At 36.4% G+C, this 15,777-nt stretch carries 15 protein-coding genes; 6 read left to right on the top strand and 9 right to left on the bottom strand.

Going from position 1 to position 15,777, the window contains the following annotated elements; translation table 11 throughout:
• Window positions 1-25 precede the first annotated feature (25 nt).
• The 5 genes from dnaX to NZD88_RS17515 form a co-directional block, all read right to left on the bottom strand.
• On the bottom strand, window positions 26-1,111 hold the full coding sequence (gene dnaX, locus NZD88_RS17535) for a DNA polymerase III subunit gamma/tau (RefSeq protein ID WP_169236205.1): 1,086 nt from the start codon (window positions 1,109-1,111) through the stop codon (window positions 26-28).
• Window positions 1,112-1,209: 98 nt separating this feature from the next.
• A complete protein-coding gene (locus NZD88_RS17530; RefSeq protein ID WP_169236204.1) occupies window positions 1,210-1,839 on the bottom strand; it encodes a TetR/AcrR family transcriptional regulator in 630 nt (209 codons plus the stop codon).
• 6 nt (window positions 1,840-1,845) lie between these two features.
• Window positions 1,846-3,102, bottom strand: coding sequence for an aminotransferase class I/II-fold pyridoxal phosphate-dependent enzyme (locus NZD88_RS17525; protein ID WP_259830868.1), 1,257 nt, complete (start codon window positions 3,100-3,102; stop codon window positions 1,846-1,848).
• A gap of 409 nt (window positions 3,103-3,511) precedes the next feature.
• Complete coding sequence (locus NZD88_RS17520) at window positions 3,512-3,868, bottom strand: helix-turn-helix domain-containing protein (RefSeq protein ID WP_259830866.1); 357 nt, start codon at window positions 3,866-3,868, stop codon at window positions 3,512-3,514.
• 103 nt (window positions 3,869-3,971) lie between these two features.
• On the bottom strand, window positions 3,972-4,715 hold the full coding sequence (locus NZD88_RS17515) for a response regulator transcription factor (protein ID WP_259830864.1): 744 nt from the start codon (window positions 4,713-4,715) through the stop codon (window positions 3,972-3,974).
• Between the two features lie 83 nt (window positions 4,716-4,798).
• On the opposite strand from NZD88_RS17515, the gene NZD88_RS17510 reads away from it, so the two are divergent.
• The 6 genes from NZD88_RS17510 to NZD88_RS17485 all read left to right on the top strand — a co-directional run bounded on the left by NZD88_RS17510 (window position 4,799) and on the right by NZD88_RS17485 (window position 10,376).
• Window positions 4,799-5,446, top strand: coding sequence for a DUF1349 domain-containing protein (locus NZD88_RS17510; protein ID WP_259830862.1), 648 nt, complete (start codon window positions 4,799-4,801; stop codon window positions 5,444-5,446).
• Window positions 5,447-5,894: 448 nt separating this feature from the next.
• Window positions 5,895-6,434: a hypothetical protein gene (locus tag NZD88_RS17505; protein ID WP_259830860.1), complete on the top strand. Its 540-nt coding sequence runs from the start codon at window positions 5,895-5,897 to the stop codon at window positions 6,432-6,434.
• Window positions 6,431-7,042 carry a response regulator transcription factor gene (locus tag NZD88_RS17500; protein WP_259830858.1) on the top strand — a complete coding sequence of 204 codons (612 nt, stop codon included), beginning with the start codon at window positions 6,431-6,433 and terminating at the stop codon, window positions 7,040-7,042. Before NZD88_RS17505 ends, NZD88_RS17500 begins: the two co-directional genes overlap by 4 nt.
• 441 nt (window positions 7,043-7,483) lie before the next feature.
• Window positions 7,484-8,446 carry a helix-turn-helix domain-containing protein gene (locus NZD88_RS17495; RefSeq protein WP_259830857.1) on the top strand — a complete coding sequence of 321 codons (963 nt, stop codon included), beginning with the start codon at window positions 7,484-7,486 and terminating at the stop codon, window positions 8,444-8,446.
• Window positions 8,447-8,561: 115 nt separating this feature from the next.
• Window positions 8,562-9,755 carry an MFS transporter gene (locus tag NZD88_RS17490; RefSeq protein WP_259830855.1) on the top strand — a complete coding sequence of 398 codons (1,194 nt, stop codon included), beginning with the start codon at window positions 8,562-8,564 and terminating at the stop codon, window positions 9,753-9,755.
• A gap of 204 nt (window positions 9,756-9,959) precedes the next feature.
• Window positions 9,960-10,376: a hypothetical protein gene (locus tag NZD88_RS17485; RefSeq protein ID WP_259830853.1), complete on the top strand. Its 417-nt coding sequence runs from the start codon at window positions 9,960-9,962 to the stop codon at window positions 10,374-10,376.
• Window positions 10,377-10,511: 135 nt separating this feature from the next.
• Here the strand turns inward: NZD88_RS17485 and NZD88_RS17480 are convergent, their stop codons facing one another.
• From NZD88_RS17480 to NZD88_RS17465, 4 genes are all read right to left on the bottom strand, one after another.
• On the bottom strand, window positions 10,512-11,036 hold the full coding sequence (locus NZD88_RS17480; RefSeq protein WP_259830851.1) for a thermonuclease family protein: 525 nt from the start codon (window positions 11,034-11,036) through the stop codon (window positions 10,512-10,514).
• A gap of 95 nt (window positions 11,037-11,131) precedes the next feature.
• Window positions 11,132-12,430 carry a TolC family protein gene (locus tag NZD88_RS17475; protein WP_259830849.1) on the bottom strand — a complete coding sequence of 433 codons (1,299 nt, stop codon included), beginning with the start codon at window positions 12,428-12,430 and terminating at the stop codon, window positions 11,132-11,134.
• Window positions 12,431-12,483: 53 nt separating this feature from the next.
• Window positions 12,484-14,898, bottom strand: coding sequence for an ABC transporter permease (locus tag NZD88_RS17470; protein WP_259830847.1), 2,415 nt, complete (start codon window positions 14,896-14,898; stop codon window positions 12,484-12,486).
• A gap of 134 nt (window positions 14,899-15,032) precedes the next feature.
• On the bottom strand, window positions 15,033-15,755 hold the full coding sequence (locus NZD88_RS17465) for an ABC transporter ATP-binding protein (protein WP_259830845.1): 723 nt from the start codon (window positions 15,753-15,755) through the stop codon (window positions 15,033-15,035).
• Window positions 15,756-15,777 lie beyond the last annotated feature (22 nt).

The following is a 15,777-nucleotide window of genomic DNA, read 5'->3' as shown; positions in this document are numbered from 1 at the left end:
TTCTCACTGAGAAACGGGGCCAGTATTAAGAACTTTTTTTTTTAGTATCGCCTAAATTAGCTGTCAGGGAAGACAGCTGCATTAATGCAATTTCTACTGTAAGTCTTGGATTCTTGGAGTTCTTATAATTAATATCCGCATGGTTGCAGATTTCAACGCCGTCGATGAGCTGCTGGGCATTCCATTTCTGGCTTTGCTCTACGAATTTCACTTTTGTCCTCTCCCCGACTTCAATGAGTTCTATTGTTCTGGCATTCTGGGCCATCATCAGATCTCTGAAATGATTTCCTAATCCTGCAATAAAGATATGGGGATCGAAACCTTTTTTTACAATATCATTAAAAGCAAAAAGGACTTCGGGAATTTTATTCTCTTTGGCCAGGTCTACTATATTAAGATACTGGTCGTAATCCAGAATATTGAGAACTTCGGCGGCTTTGGCCAGCGTGATATTTTTCTGGGAGAAAGTAGAAAGTCTGTCGAAAATGGAAAGTGCATCTCTTAAAGCACCATCGGCTTTCTGGGCAATTAAATAGAGAGCATCGTCTTCATACTGGATATTCTCCTTCTGAGCGATGTTTTTTAAATGTCCCTGAATATCTTCTATGGTAATTCTCTTAAAGTCATAGATCTGGCAGCGCGATAAAATGGTAGGAATTATTTTATGCTTCTCTGTAGTCGCCAAAATAAAAATAGCGTGTGCCGGCGGTTCTTCAAGTGTTTTAAGGAAAGCATTGAAGGCGGCAGAAGACAGCATGTGCACCTCATCGATAATATAAACTTTATATTTACCTACCTGAGGCGCAAAGCGGACTTGATCAATCAGTTCCCTGATATCATCCACGGAATTGTTGGACGCCGCATCCAGTTCATAGATGTTATAGGCGAAGCCGTCTTCTGAAACAGAACCATCCTTTTCATTGATTTTCCTGGCCAGAATTCTGGCGCATGTAGTTTTGCCTACACCCCTGGGACCGCAGAAAAGTAAGGCCTGAGCCAGTTGATTTTCTCCAATAGCGTGTTCTAACGTATCCGTAATATGAGATTGCCCTACTACAGTGTCAAACTGCTGTGGGCGATATTTTCTTGCAGATACGATAAAATTTTCCATTGGTCAAAAATAAGAAATATAGTTTTAATTTGAAAATTAAAAGTTTTCAAATTATCAACAAAAATTTATTTTCGGTAAAATTGGAAAACTCTTAATCATTATTTTTTTACGTAAGACAGATCAATTAATTCAGCGATAGCGTCCTCAATAGCTTTTCTTCCTTCATCACTTTTCAGATCCACACCGCAGAATTTGTTGGCATTGTATCCTGTGTAAAGGTTTAGGTAGTAAGCTCCTGAAACAAGTAATGCCATGATAGCTCTTGTTCTAATTGCCTGATCTCCGAAATAAGGATCGATGATGTTTTCAAACAAAACTTCTCCGGCCTCTTCTCTCTGCTCGTTTAATTTTTTAAGAATCGGTTTACTTTCAGAAAGTTCCCAAAGGATAATTTTCTGTAATTCCTTATTTTTCCTAAAACTTTCGAATTGCGCAAGCACCGCTTTCTTACAAAGCTCTTTTCCACCGTCTGACAAATCTACATCTACACTGTCCTGGCTTATTTTGCTCCAATAATCCTGAGATCTGATATATTCATCAATAAGTTTATCTGTACTGCCAAAATACTCATAGATCAGTTTTTTGTCAAAACCTGCTACAGCAGCAATTTTACTCACCTTTAATCCAGAATAACCTTTTACTCTAAGGATTTTACCAACTGCCGCCAGCAGTTTCTGTTTGGTTTTTTCTTTGTCCCTGATGGGACCTTGCACTACTTTTCTGGGCATAATTTATTATTTTTTTGCAATATGCAATTTTGTATTGATATCTTCAAATATATTTAAAGTTTTATCCAAATGTTCCTTCTCATGTCGGGCCGTTACACTCATCCTGATTCTTGCATCTTTTCTTGATACAGCAGGATATATGATAGGGTTTGTATAAATCCCCTGCTCCATCAATAGCCTTCCTACATCGCCTGTAATATGGGGATCCCCAATCTTTACAGGAACAATGGCTGAACAGGTAGTTCCTGTATCAAGTCCCAGATCATCAAGCCCTTTTTTAAGATAGTTGATATTACTCCAAAGCTTTTCTCTCCAAACCGGTTCTTCATCTATTAATTCTATAGCTTTAATAACTCCTGCTGAAGAAGGCGGCGCTGTAGCTGAAAAGATTTGCTGGCGGGATTGGAATTTAAGGAAAGTGGCTATTTTTTTATCGGCAATAACGTATCCTCCCAGGTTACCAAAAGTTTTACTAAAAGTTCCTGTCATAATGTCCACTTTACTAAGCAAATCTGTCTGTTCTAAAGTTCCTCTTCCTGTTTCTCCCAACACCCCTATACCATGAACATCATCTACCATTAGAAAAGCGTTATACTTTTTAACAAGGTCATAGATCTCTCTGGTATGCGAAATATCACCATCCTGGGAATACACTCCATCGATTACAACGAGTTTTGTACGGTACTGATTCTCTGATGTCTTCAAAATGTGTTCCAAATGTTCCAAATTATTGTGTTGAAACGTTTTTTTATTAGTATACGCACATCCTTCATGTACACTGGCATGAACTGCCATGTCTAAAATAGCCAGATCTTCCGCTTTCATAAGGCATTGTAACATGGCACTGTTTGCAGTATATCCGGTGGTAAAAACCACTGCTTCCTCACCGTCTCTTCCAAAAAAATCTGCAATTCTTTTTTCTAATTTGTCATGATAATCAAAATATCCTCCGATAAGAGGTGTAGCTCCCGTACCTGTTCCGTATTTTTCTATTCCTTCTATCGCAGCCTGCTTTACTTTCGGGTGCTGGGTAAATCCTAAATAATCACTGGACACGAAACTTACATATTCTCTGCTTTGGTTGGCAATTTCTACATTTAATGTTGCGTTGGTTCCGGAAGTATTTCTCAATCTGTAATGCAAACGCCCATTAGATTTCATGTAATCCAGAAAATCGCTGAAGATTTCTGCTCTTTGAAGAATATCATAATCGGGAATATTCTCAAAATCCTTAAAAGTTGCTGTTGTAAAATCGATACTCATCCTTAATGTTGTTAGTTGTTAATGTTAGTTGTTTGAAGAAACAAATATATGATTAATTAAAGCTTGTAAAATCTATCTATTATATTAAATATTATACATCATATAGGACTTTTACGTTATGATCTGACAATCATATTACTTTACTTTATGGATACATTCATTTACCAGTTTTAACAGTTAGTTAGGTTTTTATTGACATAAATTTAACAAAAAAAAGGCAAGCATAAATCAATATATCTAAATAAATCACAAAAAAAAGACAAATGTTTTCACAATTGCCTCATTTCTAAAATATTATTTTTTTCTTTAATAATCAGCTATAAAAATTCCGTCAAATTCTGAAGTCAAAAAAAGGACTTATCCTTCTATTTTTTTTCAATTTCGACTTCTAACTTTGACGGAATTTTTATCATTTTAATTTACTCTTCTTCCTGAATTCTCCCGGTGTAGTCCCTGTCATTTTTTTGAAGAACTTAGAAAAGTTAGAAGGATCGTAGGTAAAGACTCTTGCAATTTCTGCAATGGACTGATCTGAATCTTTAATGACAGCCTTTGCTTCATTAATAATTTTCTCATCATAAAAGTAACAGGGATGCTGTCCTCTTTCTTTTTTTACAGTGTCCGTAAGGTGTTTATGTGAAACAGCAAGCTTGCCGGCAATTTCGTTGAGCTCCATAAATTCGGGAACTGTTCCGGAAATCACCTCCTGAATATGTTTTTCGAGAAAAGCAAAATACTGCATGGTAATCTCTTCACTTCTTTTCATTTCCTAATCATCATTTTTTATAGTAAAATTTTAATCTGTAAAATTAAAGATAAGAATAAAAGAAACGCGGTGAACTTTTCGGGTATTTACGATTATCCTATTATTAATAAAACCCGTCTTTAAATGCCTGTACAGAGTTTTTCACATTTAGTTTTTCAAGGATGTTTTGGCGATGTCGGCTTACGGTATTGATACTTATCGAAAGAAATTCTGCGATCTGTTTGCTGGCATAGCCTTCGCCTATGTATTTCAATACTTCCAGTTCTCTTCGGGACAGTATGTTTTGATAATCCAGCTTGTCTTTTACGACCACTTGCCCCTTCACAGTATTAATGATCATAAAATTGGAAACAAGAGGTTGCGTTTGATCCAGTGCGATCTGATAAAGACAAAGTGCCAATCTCAGTTTCCCGTTATTGGGAGAATACATATAAAACATCCGGTGTTTTACCATTTTGTAATTATTGTCTTTATCTTTCATCCTGATTGTTGAAAGCACACAATAGTCTGACCGAAGTTCTGAATTCAGAGAATCCATCAGTTCATAAAATCTCAATTCATGGATGTATTTTTTGAGTCTGTCATCCGGATGTATTTTCTTGATGATCTCCTCTTCCCAGATCGAGTTGATTTCTGCTGGATTTTCTTCCATATTCAAGCCCAATTCCAACGCAGTCTTTGGTTTGTACACATAGCTTTTATCAGCCTGCATATCACTTAGGACCGATACGGCACCTTCCATCTGTGCATACATCAATGCCCTCTGCTTATATATCTCTATGTCGAGCTGGCATTTTCCGGCCGTTTTACCCAGAAGCCGGTTGTTCAGTTTTTCTATGATCTCCATAAATGGTTATTTATCAGTATTGGCAGAATATAGGTTTAGTAATATTTTTGCTAAAGTAATAATTTACGTTCAGCTAAAGAGAAATGAAGAGATTGGTTTTAAGTTTTTGTGTTATTTTCCTGGTTCAAAAAACGTTTTCGCAGACATTGGAAAAGATGAACTGGTTCAATGAACCGGAGAAATGGGAAATTAAAAATAATAGTTTATCGATGTTTGTTACTCCCCAGAGCGACTACTGGAGAATTTCCCATTATGGATTCACAGTAGATGATGCTCCTTTTTATTATACAACTTACGGTGGGGAGTTCGAGGCAAAAGTGAAGATCACCGGAAATTACAAAGCCAGATTTGACCAAATGGGCCTTATGTTGAGAACAGACGAAAAGAATTACATAAAGGCAGGCATTGAATTCGTAGACGGGAAATACAACCTGAGTACTGTGGTAACCCATGGAACAAGTGACTGGAGTGTTATTACATTAGACAAAGTACCTTCTACAGTCTGGATAAAAGCAATAAGAAGGCTTGATGCTGTGGAAGTATTTTATTCTTTTGATGATACCCATTATACGATGATGCGCAATGCTTATCTGCAGGACAACACTCCCGTAATGGTTGGCTTAATGGCCGCATGTCCGGACGGAAACGGCTTCACAGCAGTTTTTGAAGGGTTTACAGTAAAACACCTTCCCGACCAGCGCAGGCTGAAATGGCTTGAAGACAACAAATAGCGATTGAGTTTTTAATTCAATATATAGTCAATTTTTATTCACCTCCCTCTTTCTGGGGAGGTTTTTTGTGTGAGGATGTGAGGATTCTGTGAAAATTCCGAACTTAAATAAGGGAGTCAGTCATCGTTCTATATCCGGGCTTTTTGAATTTTTCTAAAATTTCATCGTTTATAAAATTTTCCTGGAAAAATTTTCATCAATTTCTATTGTTTCATTGGATAAAATTCAGATCAAATATCTCTCACCATGATAATTTATGTGCATAAAATCACTAATTTTACAGCTCAGAATCAATTCACTTAATGACAATACACAAAACGCAACTATTAATGAAAAAGAAATGTATTCAGTTATTCCCAACACTTATAAAAACTTCGGCTTGTACAATGACTATTATTAATAAATTTCCGGAATAATCAAACGGAAAGCATAGATCATTTATGCCTATATGAAAGCCTGGACATTGTTTTTTGTAATTTTGTTTTCGGATATTTACAGACAACGTCATACTTCCACATGCTACCTTATTGACAACAGTCTTATGCAACGAGCAGAGCCTATTGTCAAGCATTGCCATGACTTTACGTGGATCTCTGACGAAATGTACAAAGAAAGAATTACAGCAATAATTAACGACTCCAAAAGCGGAGCTTTTTACATGATTAATCTAAGTATTTTATCCGGTTGCGCCTGGCATATCCTGAAAAATTCTGCACAAAAGATATTTGATGGAGTGTCCCACTTGATATCATCGAAAATAATAAAAAAACTAACTATAATAACCACCGATACGGGAGCGAAAATCTACACTGACAAGATGAATAACAACAGCAGCCTATTAAACAATCCAAAGCTTGAAAATCCTGATTTTAAAAGGAAAAGCTTGAATGCTGTATATGATTTTCTATCTGTCAAAGTTCATTTCAGCTCCAATTTTACCAAAGTAAGTATCGTAGAAAAAACTCTTATTAGAGCCCACTTTATATGAATGAAAGAATCTTAGTTGCTGATGACCACTATGTAGTAAGAGCAGGCACTGCTTTAGTGTTAGAATCTATCCATCCACAAATTAAAATAGATTTTGCAGAGAATTATGATCAGGTAAAAAACCATGTGACCGCGCATCAGTATGACCTTATTCTTCTGGATATTGATATGCCGGGAACAAAGTATAAGAAAATGATTCCTGAGCTTAAAAAACTTCAGGAAGGCCTGAAGATCCTTGTATTTTCAAGATATGATAAGGAAGTAGCCATACAGTATATCAGGGAAGGCGCAGAAGGTTATCTGAATAAACAGAGCAGTGAGGAAGAAATCAAAGAAGCCGTAAGGTCTGTCTTAGAGAAAGGCTACTATTATCCGGGTGAGCTGATCGGGCTTATCATCCAGAATAAAAAAAGTAATCCTGCTGAAAAGCTCTCGACCCGGGAATATGAGATTTTTAAGCTGCTGGCCAATGGTACCGGAAATCTTGAAATCGGCAATAAACTGGATATCCAGATGTCTACCGTAAGTACTTATAAAAAAAGGATCTTTAAAAAGCTCAATGTTTCTAATATCGCAGAGCTTATTAAAGTTCATGAAATGATGCACTAGTGCGTTTTGAAAGCCTGTCAATATCATTTTTATGTTTTCAAAAATTGAGGCCGGATATTGTATTTCAACATCCGGCCCCCGATACACAATAACCTCCTGATCTGAGCAGCCTACCCCTATTTTTCTACTGTTAGGATGATCGTCTGTTTTTACCAACTCCAAAGAGATCATTCATTTTCCCCATTTTTAATTATATTTGTGTTTTATTTATAAGGTAAAATACGGTTGGAACATTGTTTAAATCGTACTTCAACACAATGGTTATTGATTTTTTAGTGAATCTGACGGTAAATGCATCAGTAATGGTCCATCCACTTTATAAATAAGCAATAAAACGGGAACACTTACCAAACACAAAAGACAATAGCTTAATACATTTATTTTCAATGTTTAACCGCTCGTATAGGTATTGAAACAAACCTCATTATTCTCGAAACACAGATGACAGCCGCAAAAAACATAAAAACTGAAAGAATAGAACATTACAAAAGACAATTGATCCACTATTATATTATCCTGATGTCAATCACTCTTTTTGTATTTGCTCTTACCTTTACTTTTATTATCCCTGATAAAATCATGTCATGGTATCTTTACGGCGGGTTGTTTTTCATGACATATACCTATATTATTGTCCGGAAAAATTATTCGGTGAATACTCTGGTTCATTTATTTATGATCCTGGCTTCCTTTTATAATTTTTATATTATGCTGGCTTTCTGGAACAACTCTGTAGCAAGTTTTGTCTGGCTGATTCCCATTCCTATGGGAGCTTATGTTTTTTTCTCAAGAAAATATGTCCTTATTTATATCGTATTTATTATTTTGAATATTGTTGTTGGCTATCTGATCAATAAAAATTTCGACTTTAATTTTCCAAAACATAGTCCGGAGGATGTAAAAATGACTGATACGTTTCTGGTTATCGCCAATGTAGCAGTCATATCGCTCCTGCTCTATTTTAAAGACAAAATCAGGAGGGTGGAAATCTACAACGAAATTGAGGAAAAGTCACAAGTGGAAACTAAAACCACACCACCTTCTATAGAAAATAGTCCCTTCTCAGAGGAGCTGTTTGAAAAAATTGAAAATATCATGAGGGAGAAACATCTGTATAAGGATGTCAATTTTAATATTTCCAGATTATCTGCAGAAATGAATATCAACAGTGGCTATATTTCAAAATCAATCAGATGTAAAGGTTATCCCAATTTTAATAATTACCTTAATCTATACAGAATCAATTGTGTAAAGAAGCTTCTTGATGAAAATGACCTCGAGAGAGTTACTTTAATGTACATTTATACGGAAGCTGGATTTTCCAATCAGTCTACATTCAACCGGGTCTTTAAGCAGATCGAAGGAATTACCCCTTCGGAATATATCAGCAAAATGGCTCAATGATTGGTTTTACCAATACATCTTATCGAATAAAGCATTTTCAGGATTGAAAAAATATCGTGAACTTTACTGGACCTTAATTTCTATAAAAGCCAGGTGTTTTTAATCGTAAAAAATCATGGATCTATCTGAAAAAGCGGAAAAAGGAAGCCAGAGGTTCCGTTCTATAAAACTTTGTATTTTCTTTTCGGGACTTTCTGTTTTTGCACAGCTTTATCTTTTTCAGCCGATGCTTCCCACAGTGGCAGAATATTTCAAAACAACGGCAGGAGACAGTTCTCTGCTGGTATCCTCTTCTACTATTGGCATGGCAGCCGGCTTACTGTTTTTTGCTTTTAAGGCAGACAGCTATTCAAGAAAGAGTCTCATGACCTTTTCACTGATTTCATCCGCATTGCTTACCATTATTTCAGCATGGATGCCCAGCCTAAGCCTGCTCATCGCAACGGGCTTTTTAAAAGGTTTTGTAGTCTCCGGAGTTTCTGCCGTGGCACTTGCTTATCTTACGGAAGAAGTACATATTTCTGTGGTTGCCCTTGCCATCAGCATGTATCTCAGTGGCAATACGATTGGAGGAATGAGCGGGAGAATACTTGCGACTATTTTAGCGGGAGAATTCGGATGGCGAAATGCAGTTCTCATCATTGGAATAGAAAGTCTGATATTAGGTCTAGTTTTCTGGAAGCTATTTCCGAAATCAAAGTTCTTTAATCCGCAGAAAACAGATTATTCTCTCAAGGTAAAACAGATGAGGCGTTTCTTCACAGATCCCTATATGCTGCGTTTATATTGTATTGCAGCCCTTCTGATGGGCACTTTCGTCAGTGTATACAATTTCCTGACTTTCAGACTTGAAGACCCGCCTTTTTCCTTAAGCCATTTTGTCATCGCTTTTATATTTCTAATGTATATTTTCGGGGTATTCGGTACGGTGATCACGAGCAGATTATCCAGGAGATTCAGCCGTAATCTTATTCTGAAGGGTTCTGTGCTTTTTATGCTTTCCGGTGCTGCCCTATTGTTCTCAGAGAATGTTTATATGATTATTTTCGGTCTGGGAATTTTTACGCTGGCTTTTTTTGCCGCTCATACAATGGCCAGCCAGATGATTGCGCTCCGTGCGAAACACGGAAAATCCTCCGCCACTTCTATTTATTGGCTTTTTTATTATTTCGGATCCAGTATTCTTGGAAGTGGCACAGGCTATATTCTTCATTCATTTTCATGGAATGTTTTTATAACAGTCCTTCTATTTTCTTTAGGTATTTCGTTCCTGCTTGCTGCAAGAAATAAAGATCTTAAAGTTCTTTAACAAAGAAAATATACCACACAGGCACCACATTGCATTTTCTATTTTATCCCGATTTTAAGAAAAAAGCGTATTATTTTAACACATAATTAATTATGAATAGAAAAAATTAACATAACATTCAAAAACACAGGACATTCACTATAATGCAGGGCATAATATTTGCAAGTATAAATACAACACACACCTTTCTAAACTCACAATATTATGAACGCAGCAGATCTTAAAATTAAAAACTTAGTTGAATACAAAAACCAGACTTACACGATCACTGAAATATTTCACGGAGCCAACCAAGATTATTTCGTGAAAATTGAAAATGATTTTCATAGTATTTCAGTTCCGGCTGATTCTATCAGACCTATTCAGATCACGGAGGAATGGCTTGAGAAATTTGGATTTTTACGAACGTACAGTTCAGAACAGAGAATCCGTTATGAAAGACCAGAAATATTTATCAAATATGACATTGACCTAAGTTCAAAAAAAATCCTGGAGGGCCTGAAAATTTATGGTAACTCTATCAGATGTAAGTATATTCACGAATTTCAGAATATCTTCTCCTGCCTTTTTGGAAAGGAGCCTGCAACGTCTAATTTTGGACTGCTCAAGACAGAATCTTAGTTTATTATATGTTTATTATAAGGAAACCGCTGCTTTTTTTGCAGCGGTTCCTGTTTTATGTTGTTCTGTCATTTTTAAGACCAGAACATTCGGATGAAAGGTTTAACATAAAATCATCTCTCGTCGATGTTCAAGTTATTTTTGTTCTCTTTCTGCAAGCTGCTCCATTTGTTTTTGAAGTCTTTTCCTTTTAGCATTTTCACGCTGTTCTTTGCGGAAATCCCAGGGTGATACGGCTTTTTTATCCTGCCATAGTCCCCGTTTTTTGGTTTTTGCAATTTCCTGCATTTCTCCTAAATCAGCATCTTTAGAATAAGAATAATACCACCATCCGTATCCGGCTTTTATAATCTCCGCTGAAAGATACTTTCCGTTATCGTAATATACTTTGGCTACCGAACGTCCGTAGCGATCCTTATTAGTCTCTGTGAACATGATTTTTCTTGCAAAAACCTGGTCTGATGTAAACTGTTTGGCATTTTTACCAAACGGCTGTCTCTTTTCCGGACAATCTACTTCTGCCAGGCGAAGTTTCTTCTGTACATTTCCGTCTAATAAAACCGTGATAGTGTCTCCGTCTGAAATCCCAACTACTTTTGCCTTCGTCTGTGAGAAAAATGAAAGAGGAAAGCATAACAATGCACATAGAACTATTCTCATGCTGCGAAATTATGTATTTATTTCGAAAACCCTGTACCAGCCGTAGTTTTTTTTATGTTTTTCACTTTTTCAAGACACGTTAAATTCCAACATTTTTATAATCCGGATTTCAGGACTTTCAATAATTCAGTCTGCTGGATTACATCATTTTTACTGCTGATCAGATTATAATTCGCCTGAAGCCAATTGTTTCTCACGACAAAGAAAGTATACGCATCCATCAGGCCTTCTTTGTATTTTTCCTCTGATTTCTGAAAAGACAGTTTCTGATTTTCAAAATTAGATTCCAAAAGGCTGTACTTTTCCTGAGCATTTAAAAACTGGGCTTTTATGGAATTGATGCTTTGGGTAAGATTATTAACAATCAGTTCTTTATCATAATTGGAATTAATCACATTCAGCTTTGCAATTTCCACGTTGTTTTTTACCTGAAACTTATTAAAAACCGGAATATTAAGTCCAAAAGACAGGGACTGGTTTTTATTCTGAGTAAACTGATCTGAAAAGCTTACGGTGGAAACATTGTCTTTATTTAAAAATTTATTATAAAAAGTAGACCAGCTGTAGCTTCCATTAAGGGTAGGCAGATACGCTGAACCTGCAAGATTTACACTCTTTTCCTGAGCTTTTATTTCTGCAAGAACGGTCTGATAAGCGGGATTATTTTCCAACAATCTTTTGGTAAAATCCGACTGATCAAAATCTTCGTCCGGTAAAGTCTCTTCATTGGTCATTACAAAATCTACAGAATCCTGAGTGAGAACTAAAGCGTTAAGAAGATTAATTTTCGCCAGGTCTCGTTGATTTTTTGCAGTCACCCACTGTTCCTGCAGGGTTCCCAAATTGGCTTTGATATCATAAATATCACTTTTTGAGCGGCTTCCTATTTCCACCTCTTTTTCTGTTCGCTTAATTTGCTCTTCTATTCCTGAAATCTGAGTTTCCAGGACATCAAGCCAGCTTTTACTGTTTTGATAGATAAAAAAGGTTTGAATGACATTCAGTTTCACTTCATTCTGAGCCTTTTTCAGTTTGTAGGTACTGGTTTCTTTGTTCAGTTTCGACAGGGAAATATTCACATAATTCCGCCAGTTAAAAAGCTCAATATTAGCCTGCGCTATAAACTGGTCATATTGTGTATTAAGTACTTCTCTCTGATTGTTGGATTGATTAATCGATGATCCGAAACTATAGCTATGATTGATTCCGGCTTCTACAGAGGGCAATAACATGCCTTTTGAGGCTGCAATCTGGTGATCATTTTTTTTTATGTTTATCGTTGCCTGCTTTACAAGTGGATGATTGGCAGCAGCATAGTCCAGACACTGCTGAAGGTTCCAGGATTGCTGCGCAGGAAATAGCCCGACAAAAAATATGAAAATAAAATTTTTCATGTAAAAGATTAATTTAAATGTATTTTAAAGAAAATAAGTACCCGGAATGAATATCATTCGTATTTAAGATACTTTACAAGACTTACTTTTGTCGCTTTATACGCTTTAATACTCACAACTACGAATGTTAACACAAGTAGAGTAAGAAGACTTATAATGAATGGCAAAACAGGCATATCAATTCGGTAAGCGAAATCTTTCAGCCATTCGTTCATCAGATAATAACTGATCGGAATGCTGATAAGAACAGCAGTGAGTGTAATCCAAAGAAATTGTCTGGTCAGCCCCATGATTAAAATTCCGTCTGAAGCTCCCAAGGTCTTTTTAATCGCCACATCTTTCAGTTTCTGTTCGATCATCAATGAAGATAATGCGAATAATCCTAACAGGGCCACCATAAGTACCATGGCATTCAGAATGGTGAAAAGGGTTTGCTGTTTTTTGTATTTCTCAAAAGTTTTGGCAAACTTCTGATCAACAAAGAAATAGTCGAAAGGATATCCCGGTTCTACTGATCCTGACCAGTATTTTTTAACTCTTTTTAGAGTGCCATCAATATCATCCGATTTTACCTTGAGCTGAATATTATAGACATTTAATCTTTTCCATTCTGTTTCCCTGTAATGAAAAAAGACAATAGGTTCTATGGCTGTTCTCAAGCTTCTGATGTTGAAGTCTTTTACAATCCCTACAATATTATATTTTTTGTTATCAAATCCGGGACGGATTTGATTCTTAAAAACCTCGTCATCCTTCCATCCGAATTTTTTCACAAAAGCTTCGTTGACCAAAACATTATTGATGGTGTCTGATGAAAGATTCGGGTCCAGCCAGCGCCCTTTTTTCAGCTTCACATTCATAAACTGAAGGTAATTGTAATCCATAGATCCATGTTGAGCCTGGATACTTTTGTCCATAAAATCAACATTTGAACTGCTGGATCTGTTGCTTCCGGGAACAACTTCTCCATAAGAAACTTCAGCCACACCTGGTATTTTGCTCATCTCTGTTTTAAGTCTTTCGTACTTCAGCCAGGGTTTGGGATTAAAATCACTGAAGTTGATCATCAAGATCTGTTTCCCACTGTACCCAAGATCTTTGTCCATCATATATTTCACCTGCTGATTCACAATCAGTCCGCCAATAATGAAGAATGAAGAAATAATAAGCTGTAAAGTAAGAATCCCGTTTCTCAGCCAAATTCCATGTTTGCTTCTTGCGAAATTTCCTTTCAGGGTTTCTATGGCTTTGAAGTTGGACAAATACATGGCCGGAATCAATCCGGAGATCAATGTTACCAGAATCACCATTGTAAAGGAATAAAAGTAGATATGCCAGTCATCCATCTTCATTTCCTTATCAAAAAACTTGTTGAAGCTTGGTAAAAGAAGCTCTGTTAAAGCCAGTGAAAGCAGATAGGAAGCGATGCAAATCATAAAGGTTTCCAGTAAAAACTGAACAATAAGATTGGATCGTGTGCTGCCAATCGCTTTTCTTACTCCTATTTCTTTTGCCCTCTGAGAAGCCTGTGCTGTTTTCAGGTTAATGAAGTTGATAGCCGATAAAACAACGATCAAGACAGAAAGGGTAAACAATATCATGATGGTTTTAAAATCAGGAGTTCCAAACCAGGATGCTTTTGCGTGAAGTTTTATTTCATCAAGCGGAGTAAGTACACTAGCGGTAGGGCCATATAAATCCAAATATTGTTCGGTTGTCATACCTGAAGGATCCTTATCAAGTTTTGCTCTGTATTCGAAAACTTCTTTTCTGAATTTTTGCTGTACAATAGCAGGATCTGTTCCTTCTTTCAACATAAAAAAGCAACCATAATTGAAATTTCCCCAATTCTTTTCATCACTTTTAATCTGTTCCACCGGATTAATAATGAACTCGGGCTTGATCTGGCTGTTTTCTTTCGGCAACTCATAAACAGCAGTTACCACGTAATTTTTGCCATCAAATTTGACACTTTCTCCAGCGGCATTCGTTGTACCGAAAAGATTTTTAGCCGCAATTGTTGACAATGCAATGACCCCTTCTCCCTTCAAAGCATTTTTGTAGGTTCCGGAAACCAATTTAAAGGGAAAAAAATTAAAAAAGCTCTCCGAAGATGTCATCCCTTCCCGCTGATAAACCGTTTTGTATTTGGTCGTCATTTTAATTCCTATTCCCGAACCGTTGAACAAAACATAATCCTGTACTCCCGGAATGACTTCTTTGGCACGTTTTGCCATTGGGATAGAAATATTATTCCCGTAAGAATTTTCTTTCTTATGATAGGTTTGGAAATAGTAGATATGATCTTTTTCTGGATTCCATTTTTCGAATGATTCTTCATCATTCCAATGCAGGAGAATCAGCATAAATCCGGTAAGACCCACCGTAAGTCCGAATAAATTGATTGCAGTAGACAACCAGTTTTTTTTATAATTAATGAAAGCTATTTTAAGCCAGTTATTTAGCATGGTAGTATAATTTTGTAAGTGATGAAGGTATATTTCCAACCCTATTCAGGTCGAAAATACACCTGACATCAAAGAAGCAGAGCTTCCACGGTTACTAGTTTTTTACAATATAATTTAGTTAAAGAATGTTCTAACTACTGGAGTTCCTGAGCATCTGCTTTTTCAAAGACATCTCTTCTTTGGGAAGCATGTTCTTCATTAAATATTTCACCGTCTTTCATATTGACAATTCTTGAAGCAAACCCTGCATCGTAAGAAGAGTGCGTTACCATTATAATGGTGGAACCTTCTCTGTGAAGTTCTGCCAGGAGATTCATCACTTCGTTTCCATTGGAACTGTCAAGATTTCCGGTAGGTTCATCGGCAAGAATCAACTGCGGTTTTGTCACCAGAGCTCTTGCAACGGCTGCTCTCTGCTGCTGACCTCCCGAAAGCTGCTGTGGATAATGCTTCGCACGGTGACCGATATTGATTTGCTCCATAATTTCCTCTACCCTTCTTTTTCTTTCAGAAGAGGAAACTCCGTTATAAATTAAGGGTAATTCTATATTTTCATAGACATTAAGCTCATCTATGAGATTAAAATTCTGGAAAATGAATCCAATATTTTTCTTTCGGATAGCAGATTTCTTTTTTTCTCCAGCTTTTACAGTTTCCACATCTGCAAATTTGTAAGATCCTGCAGAGGCATCATCCAGCAAGCCAAGAATATTAAGAAATGTAGATTTCCCACAGCCAGAAGGCCCCATTATGGCTACAAACTCCCCTTCTTTGATGTGAAGGCTTACATTATTTAAAGCATTGGTTTGTACGTCTTCAGTTTTATAGATTTTAGAAAGATTCTGAACATTAATCATTTTGATTCTTATTTAAATGTGA

This window comes from Chryseobacterium pyrolae (assembly GCF_025153485.1).
In the GTDB taxonomy this organism is placed as follows: Bacteria; Bacteroidota; Bacteroidia; order Flavobacteriales; family Weeksellaceae; genus Chryseobacterium; species Chryseobacterium antibioticum.
Note: the sequence above shows the minus strand (reverse complement) of the source record. Positions and strands in the feature narration are given on the sequence as shown.